Here is a 17,236-nt window from a genome sequence, read left to right as displayed (position 1 = left end):
TCACGACGTGCTTTACACATCTCATTACGGGTTGCGTATTCAACCCCGTCGAACACCCACTTGCCCACCTGAATCTCCTTCCCAGATCATCAGGTGTTGCAACGATCACTAGAACCCGCCGTCAGCGAAGATGACTGAGGGGAGCAAGGGTTGGGGCTGGTGAGGTTGACACTAGCGCTTATCCACGAGCACGACGTGGGTTGGCTCCAGCCCCGGACCTACCTCAGCTTCAACCACACGAGGGCGCACTCCCCCGCGCTTGCTGATCTCCTTGGCGGCCTTGTCGATTTCGGCCTGTGCGGACCGACCCTTCAACGCCACCAGACGACCATGCGATTTCAACAACGGCAATGTCCATCCAGACAGTTTGGTCATCGGCGCGACGGCACGGCAGGTCACCACGGCGAACGGATACAGTCCCTCGCGCTTGCGAATGCGCGCAATGACCTCTTCGGAACGCGCACGTACCACCGTCACATTATCCAGTCCCATCTCACGCACGCATTCGTTGAGCCATTCGACGCGACGTTCCATCGGCTCGATCAGCGTGAACCGATGATCCGGCAGACAGGCCGCAGCGACCAATCCAGGGAAACCACCGCCGGAGCCGACATCGGCGACGGTCTTGAACCGTTCGCCGCGAGTGGCCTGCGCCACGAACGGCACGATCGCTGCAGAGTTCAGAATATGACGCTCCCACACGATCGGCACATCACGCGGACCGATCAGACCGCGCGGTTCCCCTTCACGCATCAGCTTGTCATGAAATACCGTCAACTGCGGCAGTGCATCACCAAGTACTTCCGCCAGAATCGACGAGCCGTCGAGTTCATCAACCACGACACTATCGTCCGCAGCGGATGTTTCATGTGAAACATCACGCTCCGCAACCGGCGCACCTACGCCCGGACCAGTGGCATCCACATCACCCTGCCGCACATCATCATCAGCACCCTGCAACATGGTTTCATGTGAAACATCGTCACTCATATGTCGAACCTCCCGACCCATTACCAGTTACACATACACGATCCACGATCAATCATCATCCACCGAGGACAACAATGCGGTTGCGTTCCACGTGAAACACAACCGCATGTCGTCATCTCAGCGACGTATCACTCACTCCTCGCCGGCGTCCTCATCGGCACCGTCATCAGCGGCATCATCGGCCGACGCCTTGAGATACACGGTGACATAGCGGCGCGGCTCCTCGCCGTGAGAACGGGATTTCATGCCTTCCTCACGCACGACGTCATGCACCACCTTGCGTTCGAATGAGTTCATCGGCTTGAGATCGACCGGCTCACCGGTCTCTTTCACCTCGTCGATCGCATCCAGCGCAATGTCGCGCAGACGCTGACGCTTGCGCTTGAGGAACCCATCGACGTCCACGATCAGATGAGAACGCTCGCCAGTCTTCTGCTGCACGGCCAGACGGGTCAGCTGCTGCAGTGCATCGACCACTTCCCCATTGCGGCCGATCAGGTGCTTGATGTCGGTGTCGTCATCGGCGACGATCTGCACCATCGGCCGGTTGTTACGCACACCCATTTCGATGTCGCCGTCATAGTCGGCGATGTCCAGCAGCCCTTCGAGGTAATCGGCGGCGATGTCAGCTTCCTCATTGAGCTGATCGATCGTCTTCTCGTCGTCCTGCGCCATGTCAAACTCCTTACTCAGCGAAGGTCAAGTCAATCTAGTCAAAGTCTAACGTCAGTGTAAACCAACGGTCTCATGGAAACGAATCGACGCTCGTTTCCATGAGACCGAAAGCCACCGATCTTCTGTTGTTACTTCTTCTTGCCGCGGTTCTTGCGCTGCGGCTGCACGCGCTGGTAGCCCTGCTTCTCCTTGAGCTCGGCCTCCTGCTTGGCCTTGATGAGCTTCTCCTCTTCGAGACTCGGCAGTCCGGCCTTCGCACGGCGTTCGTTCTCGCGCTTGTGGTCGCGCACTTCCTTGTCCTTGGCGGCCGGCGAGCCCGGCGTCGGGAAGGCGTACGCCTGCCACATGGTGCGGGCGAGGTTGCAGATGTTGCTGGTAAGCCAGTAGACGAGCACGGCGAACGGCATGGTCACGCCGGAGAAGATGTACATGATCGGGAACATCCACAGCATGCCCTTCTGCATGGCGGCGGCCTGGCCGACCATCGCCTCCGGGTTCATGTTGCGCTTCTGGCTGTAGTATGTGGTGAACCAGAGGCAGCCGCACATGAGCACGACGAACACGCCGATGATGATCTTGCCATGCGTGGCGGCGGTACCGAACACGTCGGTGACGTTCACGCCGAACACGGTGGTCTGCGAGAACTGCTTCGCGGTGGCGACATCGAACGCGCCGAGCGTCTCACGCTTGCCGCGCGCGATGTACGGAATAGCCGAGAGCACGTAGAACATGCACATGAAGACCGGCGACTGGATGAGCATCGGAAGGCACGAACCGGCCGGGTTCGCATCGTTGTCCTGATACAGCTTCATCATCTCGCGCTGCATGGCCTCTTTGCTGGCTTGGTCGTTCTTACCTTTGTACTTGTTCTGGATGCGCTGCATCTGCGGCTGGATCGCCTGCATCTTGCGCATCGACTTCATCGTCTTGTAGTACAGCGGGAACACGCACGCGTGCACGACGAGCACGAGGAAGATGATCGACAGCACCCAAGAGAAACCGATGGGCGACATGCCGAGCATGGTCAGGAACTTGTGGAAGACGGCCATGATCTGGGTCATCAGCCACTCGACCGGGGTCAGCAGCTTGTATAGCCAGCCCCAGAATCCTTTATCCAGAAGGAATTCGTTATAGTTGATCATCGCTTAAGGCCATCTCCTTACGTTGCGCATGCCGGTCGTCGGACTCGCCGACGGCATCATCATGCCAGGCCAGTGGTGTCAGCCGAGGCTCCTCATGGGCCTTCGACCACGAAAATCGATAGAATACGGAATATCGTTGCGGCACATCATCAATGCCACCACGACTCCACGGTCGGCAACGCAGCAGACGCAACACGGCAAGCAGACCGCCGCGCAACGCGCCATATCGCTCCAACGCCTCGATGGCGTATCGCGAACAGCTGGGATAGTACTTGCAGCACGCGGGACGATTCGCGGAAATGGCACGTTGGTACCAACGGATCGCACGAATCATACCGCCAGCGATGTTCATCGCCGGTCACGCTTCGCGACTTTGCGGGATACCGCAGCAAACAGCGACGACACCTGATCGTCCAATGATTGGAAATCGGCAGACGCCGCGCTCGGCTTTGCGCGCATCACGATATCGCAATGATCGGGAAGCAACGATTCGTACCGGCGTGCAAGCACGCGGAATCGTCGCTTCACCGTATTACGGGTCACCGCATGACCCACCGCTTTGGATACGGCAAGACCAACACGCCGCGCCGGCGTCGCCGTATCGTCTAAAACTGAGGAATCGTCGCACACCAGATAGTGCACGACGATATCCTTGTCGCTGACTTTACGGCGGCACTTGAGCACGGTGACAAAATCACGATGGCTCTTCAGCCGCTCCACGTCGGTTACGCCGCTGATGTTGCGAATCAGGCGGACAGGGACTTGCGGCCCTTGGCGCGACGACGGTTGATGAGCGCGCGGCCGGAACGGGTGCGCATGCGCACGCGGAAACCGTGCTTCATGTGGCGGCGGCGGTTGTTCGGCTGGAATGTCCTCTTCATAATATTTAGCTCCCGGTGTTTTTAGCCGCGCCAAAGCACGGCTCCTCATGAGTCAAGCTATACCAAAATACTCTTACCCCTGACCACAAGTCAAAACGCCGAGCGGTTTTTCACATTTCGGGCATGCCGAATATTTCCTCGGCGTGTCGAGAAACGTTGAAATATCAGGGCACAGCGGCGAAAAGTTATCCACAAATTACATGAATGTTATTCACATTCCAGCATTTGCAACACGCAAGCCTGTGGATAACTTCCAGCTTTCGGAGTAAAAATTGACTGTTGACATTTTATCCGTTTCGAGTGGAGGAGGCCCACCATGGCGCAGACCGCGCAGGACCCCACCGCGCAGGCGGCCCGCATCTGGGCCGATGCGTTGGCTCTGCTCAAACATAACTCGAAGCTCACCGCCCGCGACAAGGGATGGTTCGAGGGTGTGGTTCCCGAAGCGGTGTTCGGCACGACGATTGTGCTGTGCGTCGAGAACCAGTCCACACAGCAGGCGTTGCAGAACGAGTTGAACGAGCCGTTGTTGCACGCGCTGAACATCGCGTCCGGCGTCGACATGTTCCCGGCATTCAAGGTGGAGCCGAAACAGGAGACGCCGAAGGAAAAGGAACCCGAACCGGCACCGGCGGCCAAGAAGCCGGCCGCGGGATTCGATCTTGACCAGTCGTTTGATCCGCGCAACGCGCCGACCGTCGCCGATCTCGGCCAGGACACTTATCGTCCGTCGGGCGCCGCCGCGCAAGCCATCGCCGAACCGATCCCGAGCACGCCGATGACGCAGGGCACGCTCGCGGAGACGACGTTCCCATCGAACCGATCGCAGGTGTTGCTCGATCCCGAGACGCATCTCAACAAAAACGCGACGTTCGACACGTTCGTTCCCGGCGATTCCAACCGTTTCGCACGCACCGTCGCCCTGGCGGTGGCCGAAGGATCGGGCCGCGACTTCAACCCGTTGTGTATTTACGGCGGCTCCGGTCTGGGCAAGACGCACTTGCTCAACGCGATCGGCAACTACGCGCTGGCCAAGGACCCGGGATTGAAGGTCCGATACGTCACCTCCGAGGAATTCACCAACGAATTCATCGAGGCGCTGCAGAACACCGCCCAGAACGGCGGGCAGATCGCCGAGTTCAACCGCCGTTACCGCGAGGTCGACGTGCTGCTCATCGACGATGTGCAGTTCCTCGGCGGCAAGGAGGCGACGCTCGAGCAATTCTTCCACACGTTCAACGCGTTGAAGCAGGCGAACAAGCGCATCGTCATCGCGTCCGATGTGGCGCCGAAGAACCTCAAGGGCTTCGAGGCGCGACTCATCTCCCGCTTCGAGCAGGGCCTACCGGTCGACGTGAAGCCGCCGGACCTTGAGACGCGCATCGCGATCCTGCGCATGATGGCGTCGATGAACAACACGAACATCCCCAACGATGTGCTCGATCTCATCGCGGAACGGTTCACCGAGAACATCCGAGAACTCGAAGGCGCGCTCACCCGCGTGACCGCGGTCGCGTCGCTGAGCAACCAGCCGGTGACCACCGCGCTGGCCGAGCAGACGCTGCAGGATTTCTTCACGACGGACGTCGAGATCAAACCGACCGACATCATCGGTCAGGTGGCGAAGTACTTCCATCTGACGTTCGACGATCTCGTCGGCCGCGGACGTACCAAGAACGTCTCGGTGGCGCGGCAGATCGCCATGTACCTGTCGCGTGAGAACACCGGCATGAGTCTGGTGGACATCGGCGAGGTGTTCGGCGGGCGCGATCATACGACGGTGATGCACGCGGTCGATACGATCACGCAGAAAATGCAGCAGAAGCAGGAGATCTACAACTACGTGATGGAGTTGACCCTGCGGCTGAAACAGCATTCGAACGAAAACTGATGGTGTTGTGCGCGATTCCCACGTTCGGACGGCATGTGCCGCCGACTGGGAGAACGCCGCTGAGCGAACGATTTCGGCACTTTTTCGGGGCGATCCGGAAAAGTGCCGTTTTTCGTCTGTGGGAGCGGTTGTGCTCGACGGGGTGGTTGACCGGTTTGGGATGAATCTGGCCGGTTTGTACACGCAGCTGGCCGGATTGCTCCCCTCAGTTTCGCTGTGCGAGACAGCTCCCCTCAGAGAGGGGAGCCAAAGATTATGGGCTAGGCTCCCCGCTTCGAGGGGAGCTGTCAGCGAAGCTGACTGAGGGGAGAAGACGAGTCACGCCCACTGCGATGCCGGCTGGGAGGATCGCGCTCACGGAACGATTTCGGGTGTTTTTCGTGGCGCTCCGCACAATGCCCGATTTTGGTCTGTGAGCGCGATTCTGGTGGATGACGCACCCGTGAAACACCTCGGGAAACACGGCGACACGCCCGGATTTTCCGTGTCGTGCAAGAAAAGTTATCCACATAGTTGTGCACAAATGTGGGTAAATCCTGCGGATAACCCGTGGATAACTGGCTTCTGGACTGTGGATAACTCGTGGAATACTCGACTTCGATTGTGGATAACTCAAAAATCGATCGGCGATTGTGGATAACTCGCTACTTATCCACAATTTATACAGAAGTTATCCACACCCCCTAGCTGTCAAACAGCGCTTCTCCCACCTATCCTGCGTCTAGTTATCCACACTTTCCACAGGGCTTATTACGACGACTATTTACCCCATCTTACGCATCGTCGTGGTCACCATCAGCGCGGTCGCCAAAAATTCGCCGATCCGAACTCAACGGATAGAATGACGATCAGCACAGCAACCGTACGTACCACAATCAGCGAAGTAGGAGCCATGAAAGTCGAAATCGATTCCGCCGCACTTGCCGATGCCGTCGCCTGGACCACTCGAGTCATCGACGCCCGTCCCGCCAACCCGATCCTCGCCGGCATCCGTCTCGAAGCCATTGACGGAACGCTGCAGCTGTCCGCATTCAATTACGAAATCTCCGCGCGCCATCACATCGAAGCCGGTATCGACGAAAGCGGTAGCGCACTGGTGCTCGGCAAACTGCTCGCCGACATCACCAAGTCGCTGCCCGCGCAGAAAACCTATCTCGAAACCAACGATTCGACGATGATCATCACCTCGGGCAAGTCGACCTTCACCATGCAACTCATGCCCGATGCGGAATACCCGGATCTGCCCGTCGTTCCGGCGAAGCTCGGCCAGGTCGACGCTCCGACGTTCGTACAGGCGGTGTCCCAGGCGTGCGTCGCGGTGTCCCGCGAGGAGAATCGCCCGGTGCTCACCGGCGTGCGCATGCAGTTCAACGGCGACAAGGTCGTCATGACGTCGACCGACCGTTTCCGTCTGTCGCGCGCGACGTTCACGTGGACCCCGCAGAACATCGACACCGAAACCACGACGTTGGTGCGCGGTTCGCTGCTGCGTGACATCGCCCGTTCGCTCGACGAACACCAGAACGTGGTGATCGATTTCGATGCGGACAACCCGTCGCTGCTCGGTTTCGAAAACGCCGGCCGCGTGTCCACGTCGCAGCTGATCGATGGCGAGTTCCCGGCGGTCGATCGCCTGTTCGCCGATGAGTATCCGATTCAGGCCGTGATCGACAAGCAACTGCTGATCGGCGCGATCAAGCGCGTGGCGCTGGTCGCCGAACGCAACGCCCCGATCCGCATGGTGTTCTCCGGCCAGGAGGTCACGCTGTCCGCCGGCGCTGTCGACGAGGCTCAGGCCCAGGAGATTCTGGACATCGACATGGATGGCGAGGACATCACCGTCGCGTTCAATCCGTCGTATCTGATCGAAGGTCTGTCGGCCATCACCGAACCGTTCGTGCGTATGAAGATGACCACGGCCGTCAAGCCGGTTGAGTTCAACGGCCAGCAGGAAGCCGACTCCGACGAGTCGATGGACTACCGTTACCTGCTCGTGCCGATGCGCTTCAACAGCTGATCCGGTGCCCCGAGATTGCGGAAAGCGTTTTCCGTTTGCGATGGCAACAAAACTGAAAACGCTTTCCATAATCTTGGGAAACTTACACTGCAAGCGGTTGCATAAGTGGCGTTGACAACGGTCGCATTCCACGGCATCCGCAACGCATCGAAACCCTACGTGCAACCACTCTCCTACTCGCCACAATCCACCACCATCACCGTCACAAGGAACGAATCAGGATGTACGTCTCGCGACTCGCGCTCGACCACTTCCGCTCATGGGAGCACTGCGTGGTCGACTTCGACGCCGGCGTGACCATCCTGCAAGGGGCGAACGGCCTCGGCAAGACGAATCTGGTCGAAGCCATCGAAGTGCTCTCGACCGGCGGCAGCCACCGCACCTCCAGCTCCCTGCCGCTCGTGCAGCGCGGTGCGACCACGGCGACGATCCGCGCCAACGTCACCGATACGGCCGTTGCGGCAGCTTCGACAGCGACGACATCCGCTGCCGATACCGCCGATACGGCCGAGACATCCGACGCAACCGCCCGCACCGACACGACCACCTACGAGCTGACCATCGCGGCACGCGGCGCGAACCGGGCCCGCATCAACGGCGGCAACTCCCTGTATATGCGCGACGTGGTCGGCCGTATCCCCAGCGTCGCGTTCACCCCCGAAGACCAGCGGCTCGTAGCCGGCGACCCGGCGACCCGGCGTACGTTCCTCAACCAGGCCGGTGCGCTGCTGGTCGCGGGATACACGGGCCGCCTGCAGACGATCGCGAAGATCGCCAAACAGCGGGCGGCGCTTCTCAAACAGCTAGGCGACGGCGCGGGCCGTGCCGGCGGCATCGCGACGGCAGCCGACGCCGCGCTCAACGGGCTGGAGATCTGGACCGGCCAGTTCATCGACCTCGGCGTGGCCCTCACCCGCGACCGGCGTGCGATCGTCGAGCGTCTGGCCGAACCGTTCGCCGCGATCTACCGTGATCTGGCCGGCGACGGCGAACACGCGGCGCTGGTCTACGAACCGTCGTTCGACGAGGTGTTCCTGTATGACGACCCGATGCCGCGCATCAGCGAGCATTTCCAACGCATCTATCCCGGCGAGGTGGCCCGTGGACAGAACCTCATCGGCCCGCATCGCGACGACCTGTCGATCATGCTGGACGGCATGCCGGCGCGAGAGTTCGCGTCGAACGGCGAGATGTGGACGATGGCATTGGCGTTGAAGATGGCGTTGTTCAAGGTCGTCGCGGCCGAACGTGGCGTCAAGCCGATCGTGATCCTCGATGATGTGTTCGCACAGCTGGACGAGTCGCGGCGACGGCAGATTCTCGACTTCGCCGGACGGCAGGATCAGGTGCTCATCACCGTGGCCGCGGCCAGCGACATTCCCGACATGATCGACGCGACCGACGCGCACGTCATCGACGTGGCCGATCTCAAGCGACGGCAGGATGCCTATCTGCACCCCGATCTGTCGATGTTCGGCATCGGTGATGCAACGGCCGACGTATCGGCCAATCGCACCGCCGATACCCCGACGGACGGTGACCGGTCGTGAAGCCGCCGATCGCACGGATCCTCAAACTCGACGCGCGCAAGCTGCCCGCCGAGGTCTTCGACCGTCTGGCCGAACGCGGCGGCTACATCATGCGCGACCGCAAGGCCCGCGAGGAGAACAGCGAGAAGGCGTGGGAGAGCTTCGGCAAGCCCGGGCGTGACCCGAACACGTTCGCCAGCATACTCAACGGCATCGCGGCGGGTGGCCATTGGGTGCCGCAGCTTAAGCTGGCACAGCTGCGCAACCACTGGGATCAGGTGGTCGGGCCGGGCATCGCGCAGCATTCCACCGTCGCCGACTTCCGTGACGGCATCCTGACGATCCGCACTGAATCGGCGGTCTGGGCCACGCAGCTGACGTATATGGTGCCGCAACTCACCGCCACGATCCGGGAACGTCTGGCCGGACTGGACATTCGCGAGATCCGCGTCACCGGCCCCCGCGCAGGGTACCGCGGCGGCTACCGCGGGCGCCGGTACTGACCGAGATGCCACAAACGCCCCGGAACGGTGCGATTTTCGCCGCTGTGACGGGTGTCGTTGTGCGCGAGTAGACTTACGCACATAATATGTAAATGGCTGGAAGGGCCCATTATTTGCGTTCTAGGGCATATGGCCCTTGCGAATGGCCTCTCAGGCGAGGGAAAACACAGAAAGGAATCCTGTGGCAGACGAAGCGGATTCGCTTGAAGGTTCCACTGACGACCAGACCGGTCAGGTCACCGATCCCATCACCGACAAACAGGCCGAGCTCAACGCGGCCGCCGAACAGATCAACAACGACGAGCTCGTCGACGCGCAGCTCGACGACAGTATGTCCCCCGACCACTACGATGCGAGCGATCTGAAGGTCCTCGAAGGCCTTGAGGCCGTGCGCATCCGCCCGGGTATGTACATCGGCTCCACCGGCCCGCGCGGCCTGCATCATCTGGTGTACGAGATCGTCGACAACTCCGTCGACGAAGCGCTCGCCGGCTACGCGACGCACATCGAGGTCACGATCCTGCCGGATAACGGCATCCGTGTCGTCGACGACGGCCGAGGCATCCCGGTTGACGAGGTGCCCGGCGAGGGCGTCTCCGGCGTCGAGACGGTCATGACCAAGCTGCACGCCGGCGGCAAGTTCGGTGGCGGCGGATACGCGGTCTCCGGCGGCCTGCACGGCGTCGGCATCTCCGTCGTCAACGCGCTCTCCACGCGCGTCGACATCGAGGTGCGCCGTCAGGGCTTCCACTGGACGCAGACGTACATCAACCAGCATCCGACCGCACGGCTGGCCAAGGGCCGTCCGATGGACGAGAACGAGTCCACTGGCACGTCGGTCACGTTCTGGCCGGACGGCAAGATCTTCGAGACGACCGTCTACGACTTCGAGACGCTGCGCGCCCGCTTCCAGCAGATGGCGTTCCTGAACAAGGGCCTCAAGATCAGTTTGACGGACCTGCGTGAGCCAGATCTGGCCGGCGACGAGGTCGCGGGTCAGGACGACGACACCGAACCGAAGCACCAGACCGTCACGTACCAGTACGCGAACGGCATCAAGGACTACGTCGACTATCTCGTGAAGTCCCGCAAGGCGACGCCGGTCGAGGACGACGTGATCGACTTCGAGGCCGAGGACCTCAAGATCGGCATCTCCGCCGAGATTGCGATGCAGTGGACGACCGCGTACTCCGAGGCCGTGCATACGTTTGCGAACACGATCTCCACGACCGAGGGCGGCACCCACGAGGAAGGCTTCCGCGCCGCGCTCACTTCGCTCGTGAACCGTTACGCGCGCGAGAAGAACATCCTCAAGGACAAGGATGACAACCTCTCCGGCGACGACGTGCGCGAAGGCCTGACGGCCGTGATCTCCGTCAAGCTCACCACGCCGCAGTTCGAAGGCCAGACCAAGACCAAGCTCGGCAACTCCGAGGCGAAGACCTTCGTGCAGCGCGTGATGACCGACAAGCTCGGCGACTGGTTCGACGCGCACCCGAGCGAGGCCAAGAACATCATCCAGAAGGCCATCGAGGCGTCCCGCGCGCGCATCGCCGCCAAGAAGGCACGCGAGAACACACGCCGCAAGTCGATCTTCGAATCGGCCGGCATGCCCGACAAGCTCAAGGACTGCCAGTCCAACAACCCCGAAGAGTGCGAGCTGTTCATCGTCGAGGGCGATTCGGCAGGCGGCTCCGCGATCCAGGGCCGCAATCCGGAGACGCAGGCGATCCTGCCGCTGCGAGGCAAGATCCTCAACACCGAGCGCGCGTCCATCGACCGCATGATGAAGTCCGACACGATCGAGTCGCTCATCACGGCCGTCGGCGGCGGCTACGGCGAGGACTTCGACGTGAGCAAGGTGCGCTACCACAAGGTCATCATCATGGCCGATGCCGATGTCGACGGCGCGCACATCGCCACGCTGAACCTCACGCTGTTCTTCCGCTACATGCGCCCGATGATCACCGCCGGCTACGTGTACGTGGCCATGCCGCCGCTGTACCGCCTCAAGTGGACGCGCGGCGACCACGACTTCGTGTACACCGACCGCGAACGCGACGAGAAGCTCGCCGAAGGCAAGGCGGCCGGCCGCCAGCTGCCCAAGGGCGAAGGCATCCAGCGCTACAAGGGTCTGGGCGAGATGACGTACCAGGAGCTGTGGGAGACCACCATGGACCCGGAGCGGCGCATCCTCAAGCAGATCCACATCGAGGACGCGGCGGCCGCGGACGAGACGTTCTCCATGCTCATGGGCGACGACGTGGAACCGCGCAGGCTCTTCATCCAGCGCAACGCGAAGGACGTGCGCTTCATCGACGCGTGACATACATCGTGGCTCCCCTCGCTGAGGGGAGCTGTCGACCGCAGGGAGACTGAGGGGAGCAATCGCTGCGGCCATCAACCTCCCCTCAGTCAGCTTCGCTGACAGCTCCCCTCCCGAGGGGAGCCGGCAATCGAATAAAGGAACAACTAAGTGGCAGACGAAAACAGCAACGGCGGCAACGACCTGCCGGAGCAGAACGACGAGCGCGCCGAGCACTCGCTCGAACCCACGAGCCCGCAGGCCAGCGAGAACCTGGTCCTCGACGAGCATCGCGTGGCCCACACCGATATCCAGAAGGAGATGCGCCAGTCCTACCTCGACTACGCGATCTCCGTCATCGTCGAACGCGCCCTGCCGGACGTGCGCGACGGCATGAAGCCGGTCCACCGCCGCATCGTGTACGCAATGTACGACGGCGGCTACCGCCCGGATCGCGGCTACTCCAAGTGCGCCCGCCCGGTCGCCGACGTCATGGGCAACTACCATCCGCACGGCGACGCGGCGATCTACGACACCCTCGTGCGCATGGCCCAGCCGTGGTCGATGCGCTATACGCTCGTCGATGGCCAGGGCAACTTCGGCTCGGCCGGTGACGATCCGCCCGCGGCCATGCGTTACACCGAGTGCCGCATGATGCCGCTCGCGATGGAAATGGTGCGCGACATCGACAAGGACACCGTCGACTTCGTGCCGAACTACGATGGCCGTACGCAGGAACCGACCGTGCTGCCCGCACGCTTCCCGAACCTGCTCGCGAACGGCTCGTCCGGCATCGCCGTCGGCATGGCGACCAACATCCCGCCACACAACATGCGCGAGCTGGCCACCGCCGTCCATTGGACGCTCGACCATCCCGAAGCCTCCCGTGAGGAGCTGCTTGACGCGCTCATCGGCATCATCAAGGGACCGGACTTCCCGACCGGCGCGACCATCCTCGGCCATAAGGGCATCGAACAGGCGTACCGCACCGGCCGTGGCCTGATCACCATGCGCGCGGTCGTCAACACCGAGGAGATCAAGGGCCGTATGTGCCTCGTGGTCACCGAGCTGCCGTATCAGGTCAACCCGGACCGCCTGGCCGCGTCCATTCGCGAAGGCGTACGCGACGGCAAGATTCAGGGCATCGCCGACATGCGCGACGAGACGTCCGGCCGCACCGGTCAGCGCCTCGTGCTCGTGCTCAAGCGCGACGCCGTGCCGAAGGTCGTCCTCAACAACCTGTACAAGCACTCGCAGCTGCAGCAGACGTTCGGCGCAAACATGCTCGCGCTGGTCGACGGCGTGCCGCGTACGCTCTCGCTCGACGCGTTCATCCGCCACTGGGTGAGCCACCAGCTCGACGTCATCGAACGCCGCACCCGCTACCTCAAGCGCGAGGCCGAGGAACGCGACCACATCCTGCAGGGCCTCCTGAAGGCCATGGACGCGATCGACGAGGTCATTCGCCTTATCCGCTCCAGCCAGGGCCGTGAGGACGCCCGTCCGAAGCTCATGGAGTTCCTTGACATCGACCAGGTGCAGGCCGACGCGATCCTGTCGATGCAGCTCGTGCGCCTCGCCAACATGGAGCGTCAGAAGATCATCGACGAGCATGAGGAACTCATGCGCAAGATCGCCGACTACAACGACATCCTCGCCAAGCCGGAACGCCAGCGCAAGATCGTCGGCGACGAACTCGACGAAATCGTCGCCAAGTACGGCGACGACCGCCGCACCAAGATCCTGCCGTACTCCGGTGAAATGAACGTCGAGGATCTGATCGCGGAAGAGAACGTGGTCGTCACGGTCACGCACTCCGGCTTTATCAAGCGCACCAAGGCCGACGAATACCGCGCCCAGCACCGCGGCGGCAAGGGCATCAAGGGCGCCAAGCTGCGCGAGGACGACGTGGTGGACCACTTCTTCCTCACGTCCACGCACAACTGGCTGCTGTTCTTCACGAACAAGGGCCGTGTGTACCGCATCAAGGCGTACGAGCTGCCCGAAGGCTCGCGCGACTCCAAGGGCCAGCACGTGGCGAACCTGCTGCAGTTCGGCCCCGACGAGACGATCCAGACCGTGCTGTCGATCCCGAACTACGAGGTCGCCAAGTACCTGGTGCTCGCGACCCGTTCCGGCAAGGTCAAGAAGACCGCGCTCGCCGAGTACGATTCGCCGCGACAGGGCGGCCTGATCGCCGTGCGTCTCATCGAGGACGAGAACGGCGAGACGGCCGACGAGCTGGTCGGCGCCGCGCTGTGCAACGCCGAGGACGACATCATCCTCGTTTCGCGGCTCGGCATGAGCCTCAAGTTCGCAGCCGATGACGATCAGCTGCGTCCGATGGGCCGCCAGACCGCCGGCGTGCAGGGCATGAAGTTCCGCGACGGCGACAGCTTGCTCGCGATGGACGTCGTGCCGGACGATTCTGATCAGGACCTGCTCGTGGTGACGAACGAGGGCTTCGCCAAGCGCACGGCGATCTCCGAATACCGACTGCAGGGCCGCAACGGCTTCGGCGTGAAGGCGCTGCAGCTCGCGGAGGGCCGTGGTTCGCTCGTCGGCGCGGTGATCGTGGCCGAGGACGATCAGGTGCTCGCGATCATGAAGTCCGGCAAGGTGATCCGCTCCGACGTGGCCGAGGTCAAGCGCACCGGCCGCAATACGCAGGGCGTGACGCTGGCCAAGCCGGACAAGGGCGACGAGATCATCTCCATCGCGCGCAACGAGGAGAAGGACGACGACGATGACGCGACGGCTGACGCTACCGACGCGAATGTGAACGCTACGGAACAACCCGACGAGAACGAGCAGTAACCGTCTGCGAAGACTGATAGTCTCGCATAAGACACAGCTCAGACAGCAGATACAGGCTACAGGGCAACGCAAGGAGCAACGATGAGCGAGAATCTTGAAGAGGGCACCATGGCCCAGCCCGAAGGCTTCGCGCCGGAAGGCGCGGCGCCGTCCGTGCCGCCGGCCGTTGAACCGGCTGGCGAACCCCGCGGGCACGAGCATATCGGCCGCGTGGCCCGCTCCGCCTCCAGCTCCCATCAGGGCGGCAAGCACGAGGATAACAAGCCGGGCAGCCCGGCCTCCGTGCCGCCGTCCTCCCGCCCGGGCCGCCGCAATACGCCGCGCGCCCGCCGTATGAACCTGTCGCTGACCCACATCAGCGCGTGGTCCATGGCCAAGGTGTCGTTCCTGCTGTCGATCGCCGGCGGCATCATCCAGGTCATCGCAGTGGCTCTGATCTGGGTGCTGCTCAACACCGTAGGCGTGTTCGAGCAGATCACGGAGATCGTCACCTCCACTGGTCTCAACCTCGACGCGGGCGGCTTCGACCTGGCCAGCGTGATGTCGCTGCCCACCGTGCTCAGCGCCACGACGATCTTCGCGATCGTCGAAGTGGTGATCTTCACGCTGCTCGTCACGATCCTCACGCTGCTGTACAACGTGGTGACCGCGCTGGTCGGCGGCGTGCACGTCACGCTCGGCGACGACTGATCCGGGCTTGTTGACCGCTTCGCTTACGTAACGATGGCTCCCCGCCGCTGATTGCGGCCGGGAGCCATCGTGTTATATCCGGGCGCTCCCTTCCTTCCCTTCCCTTCCCGCCTCTCCCTCTCTCCTACCTCCTCCCCTTAACGGACATACAGCCGATTTGGGCGGTGAAATCGGCTGTATGTCCGTTAAGGGGAGGAGGAGAGATTTTATGGCACAGGATGGTATGGCGTGAGGCTGCGTGACGTGGCTGCACTACGATTGAACTCAATCGTTCCTTGCTGCTTTTCCCTCAACGAACATACAGCCGATTTCCATATCGGAATCGGCCGTATGTCCGTTGAAGGAAGGCGATTCTGCGTGTTGGTTCAGTGGATCTAGTTCCTGCTCCCTTCCTTTTCTACGTACATACAGTCGTTTTCGTGCTGTAATCGGCTGTATGTACGTTAGAGTGGCGGTACGGAATGCAGCGCCGGGAGACCATCGATTGTCTCCCCATTTCCCTCTCCCCCTGGTGCCTCTTGGCTGCCCTCTCTTCCCTACTCTTGACGGACATACTGCCGATCCTGCCACCCGAATCGGCTGCATGTCCGTCAAGAGAAGAGACCGGAACAGCGGTTGCATTGATCCGCACCATTCCTCTTTTCCTCTTTTCCTCTTTTCCTCTTTTCCTCTTTTCCCTCCCTGACACAAATCCAATTTGTAACCGGTCACACGATAGTGTATAGTACTTCGTGTGACCGGTTACAACACTGTGACGAACGGCGTAACAGCGATGACCGGCAGAGATTAGCGATAGAGCTCTTTCGAAGGAGAGGAGTCGAGTGATGACTTCAGCTCAGGCGCAAGCCGGTGCCGTTCAGCCGGTGCACACGGCTACGGCGCGGATCAACAAGCACAAGGCGGACTGGCGCGGATGGAAGTTCATGTGGCCGTTCGCCGTGGTGTTCGTCTTCGTGTTCATTGTCCCGATCATATACGCGATCTACATCAGCTTCTTCCAGAAGAAGATGATCGGTGGCACCGTGTTCGTCGGCATCGCGAACTACACGCGACTGTTCCACGACGCGAACTTCTGGCAGTCGGTCGGTCGCGTGGCGCTGTTCACCATCGTGCAGGTGCCGATCATGCTGTTCCTGTCGGCCGCCATGGCGCTTGCGATCGACAGCATGAAGCTGCACGGCACCAAATTCTTCCGCATCTCCACGTTCCTGCCGTACGCGGTCCCGGCCGTCGTTTCGACCATGATCTGGGGCTTTGTCTACGGCGCGAAATACGGTCTCGTCGGCTCGTTCAACGACTTCTTCGGTACAAACATCGATGTCCTCAAGCCGTCCGTCCTGTTGGCCGCGATCGGCAACATCAATACGTGGGAGTTCACCGGCTACAACATGCTGATCTTCTATTCCAGTCTGTCGACTATCCCGCACAGCCTGTACGAGGCCGCGTCGATCGACGGCGCGAGCGAATGGCAGATCGTCAAGTCGATCAAGCTGCCTGAACTGCGCGGCAGCCTCGCGATCACCGTGATCTTCTCGATCATCGGTTCGTTCCAGCTGTTCAACGAGCCGAGCATTCTGCAGAACATGGTCCCCGGCAATGCGATCACCACGTACTACACGCCGAACATGTACGCGTACAACCTGAGCTTCACCGGCAACCAGTCGAACTATGCCGCCGCGCTGGCGATCACGATGGCCGTGATCACCATGGCGATCGCGTATGCGGTGCAGCTCAAGAGCATGAAGGAGCAGATGAAGTGATGATGTCGGCGATGATGGCAATGCAGATTTCGTTGA

General features: G+C 61.4%; 14 protein-coding genes. 8 read left to right on the top strand and 6 right to left on the bottom strand.

Translation table 11 applies throughout. The features are described from left to right. Positions 1-171: 171 nt before the first annotated feature. From rsmG to rpmH, 6 genes are all read right to left on the bottom strand, one after another. Entirely contained in the window at positions 172-840 is a 669-nt protein-coding gene (gene rsmG, locus DSM100688_RS08965; protein WP_152358747.1) for a 16S rRNA (guanine(527)-N(7))-methyltransferase RsmG, read from the bottom strand. Positions 841-1,122: 282 nt separating this feature from the next. Then, positions 1,123-1,665, bottom strand: a complete 543-nt coding sequence (locus DSM100688_RS08960; RefSeq protein ID WP_152358746.1) for a Jag family protein — start codon at positions 1,663-1,665, stop codon at positions 1,123-1,125. A gap of 128 nt (positions 1,666-1,793) precedes the next feature. Beyond that, a complete protein-coding gene (gene yidC / locus DSM100688_RS08955) occupies positions 1,794-2,804 on the bottom strand; it encodes a membrane protein insertase YidC (protein WP_170286286.1) in 1,011 nt (336 codons plus the stop codon). Continuing rightward, complete coding sequence (yidD, locus tag DSM100688_RS08950) at positions 2,794-3,141, bottom strand: membrane protein insertion efficiency factor YidD (protein ID WP_163146980.1); 348 nt, start codon at positions 3,139-3,141, stop codon at positions 2,794-2,796. Before yidD ends, yidC begins: the two co-directional genes overlap by 11 nt. A 14-nt stretch (positions 3,142-3,155) precedes the next feature. After that, the gene (gene rnpA / locus DSM100688_RS08945) at positions 3,156-3,527 is read right to left on the bottom strand and encodes a ribonuclease P protein component (RefSeq protein ID WP_152358743.1); all 372 of its coding nucleotides are present in this window, start codon (positions 3,525-3,527) and stop codon (positions 3,156-3,158) included. A gap of 26 nt (positions 3,528-3,553) precedes the next feature. Next, on the bottom strand, positions 3,554-3,688 hold the full coding sequence (gene rpmH, locus DSM100688_RS08940) for a 50S ribosomal protein L34 (protein WP_003827866.1): 135 nt from the start codon (positions 3,686-3,688) through the stop codon (positions 3,554-3,556). Between the two features lie 316 nt (positions 3,689-4,004). On the opposite strand from rpmH, the gene dnaA reads away from it, so the two are divergent. The 8 genes from dnaA (at position 4,005) to DSM100688_RS08895 (ending at position 17,200) form a co-directional block, all read left to right on the top strand. Then, a complete protein-coding gene (dnaA, locus tag DSM100688_RS08935) occupies positions 4,005-5,579 on the top strand; it encodes a chromosomal replication initiator protein DnaA (RefSeq protein ID WP_152358742.1) in 1,575 nt (524 codons plus the stop codon). An 892-nt stretch (positions 5,580-6,471) separates the two neighbouring features. Next, positions 6,472-7,596: a DNA polymerase III subunit beta gene (gene dnaN / locus DSM100688_RS08925; RefSeq protein WP_152358740.1), complete on the top strand. Its 1,125-nt coding sequence runs from the start codon at positions 6,472-6,474 to the stop codon at positions 7,594-7,596. 221 nt (positions 7,597-7,817) lie between these two features. After that, positions 7,818-9,146, top strand: a complete 1,329-nt coding sequence (gene recF / locus DSM100688_RS08920; RefSeq protein ID WP_152358739.1) for a DNA replication/repair protein RecF — start codon at positions 7,818-7,820, stop codon at positions 9,144-9,146. Then, positions 9,143-9,628 carry a DciA family protein gene (locus DSM100688_RS08915; protein WP_152358738.1) on the top strand — a complete coding sequence of 162 codons (486 nt, stop codon included), beginning with the start codon at positions 9,143-9,145 and terminating at the stop codon, positions 9,626-9,628. Before recF ends, DSM100688_RS08915 begins: the two co-directional genes overlap by 4 nt. A 142-nt stretch (positions 9,629-9,770) precedes the next feature. Next, a complete protein-coding gene (gene gyrB / locus DSM100688_RS08910) occupies positions 9,771-11,954 on the top strand; it encodes a DNA topoisomerase (ATP-hydrolyzing) subunit B (protein ID WP_420837497.1) in 2,184 nt (727 codons plus the stop codon). Positions 11,955-12,104: 150 nt separating this feature from the next. Further along, positions 12,105-14,750, top strand: a complete 2,646-nt coding sequence (gyrA, locus tag DSM100688_RS08905) for a DNA gyrase subunit A (RefSeq protein ID WP_152358737.1) — start codon at positions 12,105-12,107, stop codon at positions 14,748-14,750. An 81-nt stretch (positions 14,751-14,831) separates the two neighbouring features. Next, positions 14,832-15,440, top strand: coding sequence for a DUF3566 domain-containing protein (locus DSM100688_RS08900; RefSeq protein ID WP_239519466.1), 609 nt, complete (start codon positions 14,832-14,834; stop codon positions 15,438-15,440). Positions 15,441-16,264: 824 nt separating this feature from the next. After that, positions 16,265-17,200, top strand: coding sequence for a carbohydrate ABC transporter permease (locus DSM100688_RS08895; RefSeq protein WP_152358736.1), 936 nt, complete (start codon positions 16,265-16,267; stop codon positions 17,198-17,200). Positions 17,201-17,236 lie beyond the last annotated feature (36 nt).

The organism is Bifidobacterium ramosum (assembly GCF_009299505.1).
Classification (GTDB): Bacteria; Actinomycetota; Actinomycetes; order Actinomycetales; family Bifidobacteriaceae; genus Bifidobacterium; species Bifidobacterium ramosum.
Note: the sequence above shows the minus strand (reverse complement) of the source record. Positions and strands in the feature narration are given on the sequence as shown.

Bases quoted from the DNA above. Each gene is read 5' to 3' on its own strand.
- yidD (WP_163146980.1), bottom strand. From the start codon at position 3,141: ATGATTCGTGCGATCCGTTGGTACCAACGTGCCATTTCCGCGAATCGT.
- gyrB (WP_420837497.1), top strand. From the start codon at position 9,771: ATGGCCTCTCAGGCGAGGGAAAACACAGAAAGGAATCCTGTGGCAGAC.
- recF (WP_152358739.1), top strand. From the start codon at position 7,818: ATGTACGTCTCGCGACTCGCGCTCGACCACTTCCGCTCATGGGAGCAC.
- rpmH (WP_003827866.1), bottom strand. From the start codon at position 3,688: ATGAAGAGGACATTCCAGCCGAACAACCGCCGCCGCCACATGAAGCAC.
- dnaA (WP_152358742.1), top strand. From the start codon at position 4,005: ATGGCGCAGACCGCGCAGGACCCCACCGCGCAGGCGGCCCGCATCTGG.
- dnaN (WP_152358740.1), top strand. From the start codon at position 6,472: ATGAAAGTCGAAATCGATTCCGCCGCACTTGCCGATGCCGTCGCCTGG.
- DSM100688_RS08960 (WP_152358746.1), bottom strand. From the start codon at position 1,665: ATGGCGCAGGACGACGAGAAGACGATCGATCAGCTCAATGAGGAAGCT.
- DSM100688_RS08895 (WP_152358736.1), top strand. From the start codon at position 16,265: ATGACTTCAGCTCAGGCGCAAGCCGGTGCCGTTCAGCCGGTGCACACG.
- DSM100688_RS08900 (WP_239519466.1), top strand. From the start codon at position 14,832: ATGAGCGAGAATCTTGAAGAGGGCACCATGGCCCAGCCCGAAGGCTTC.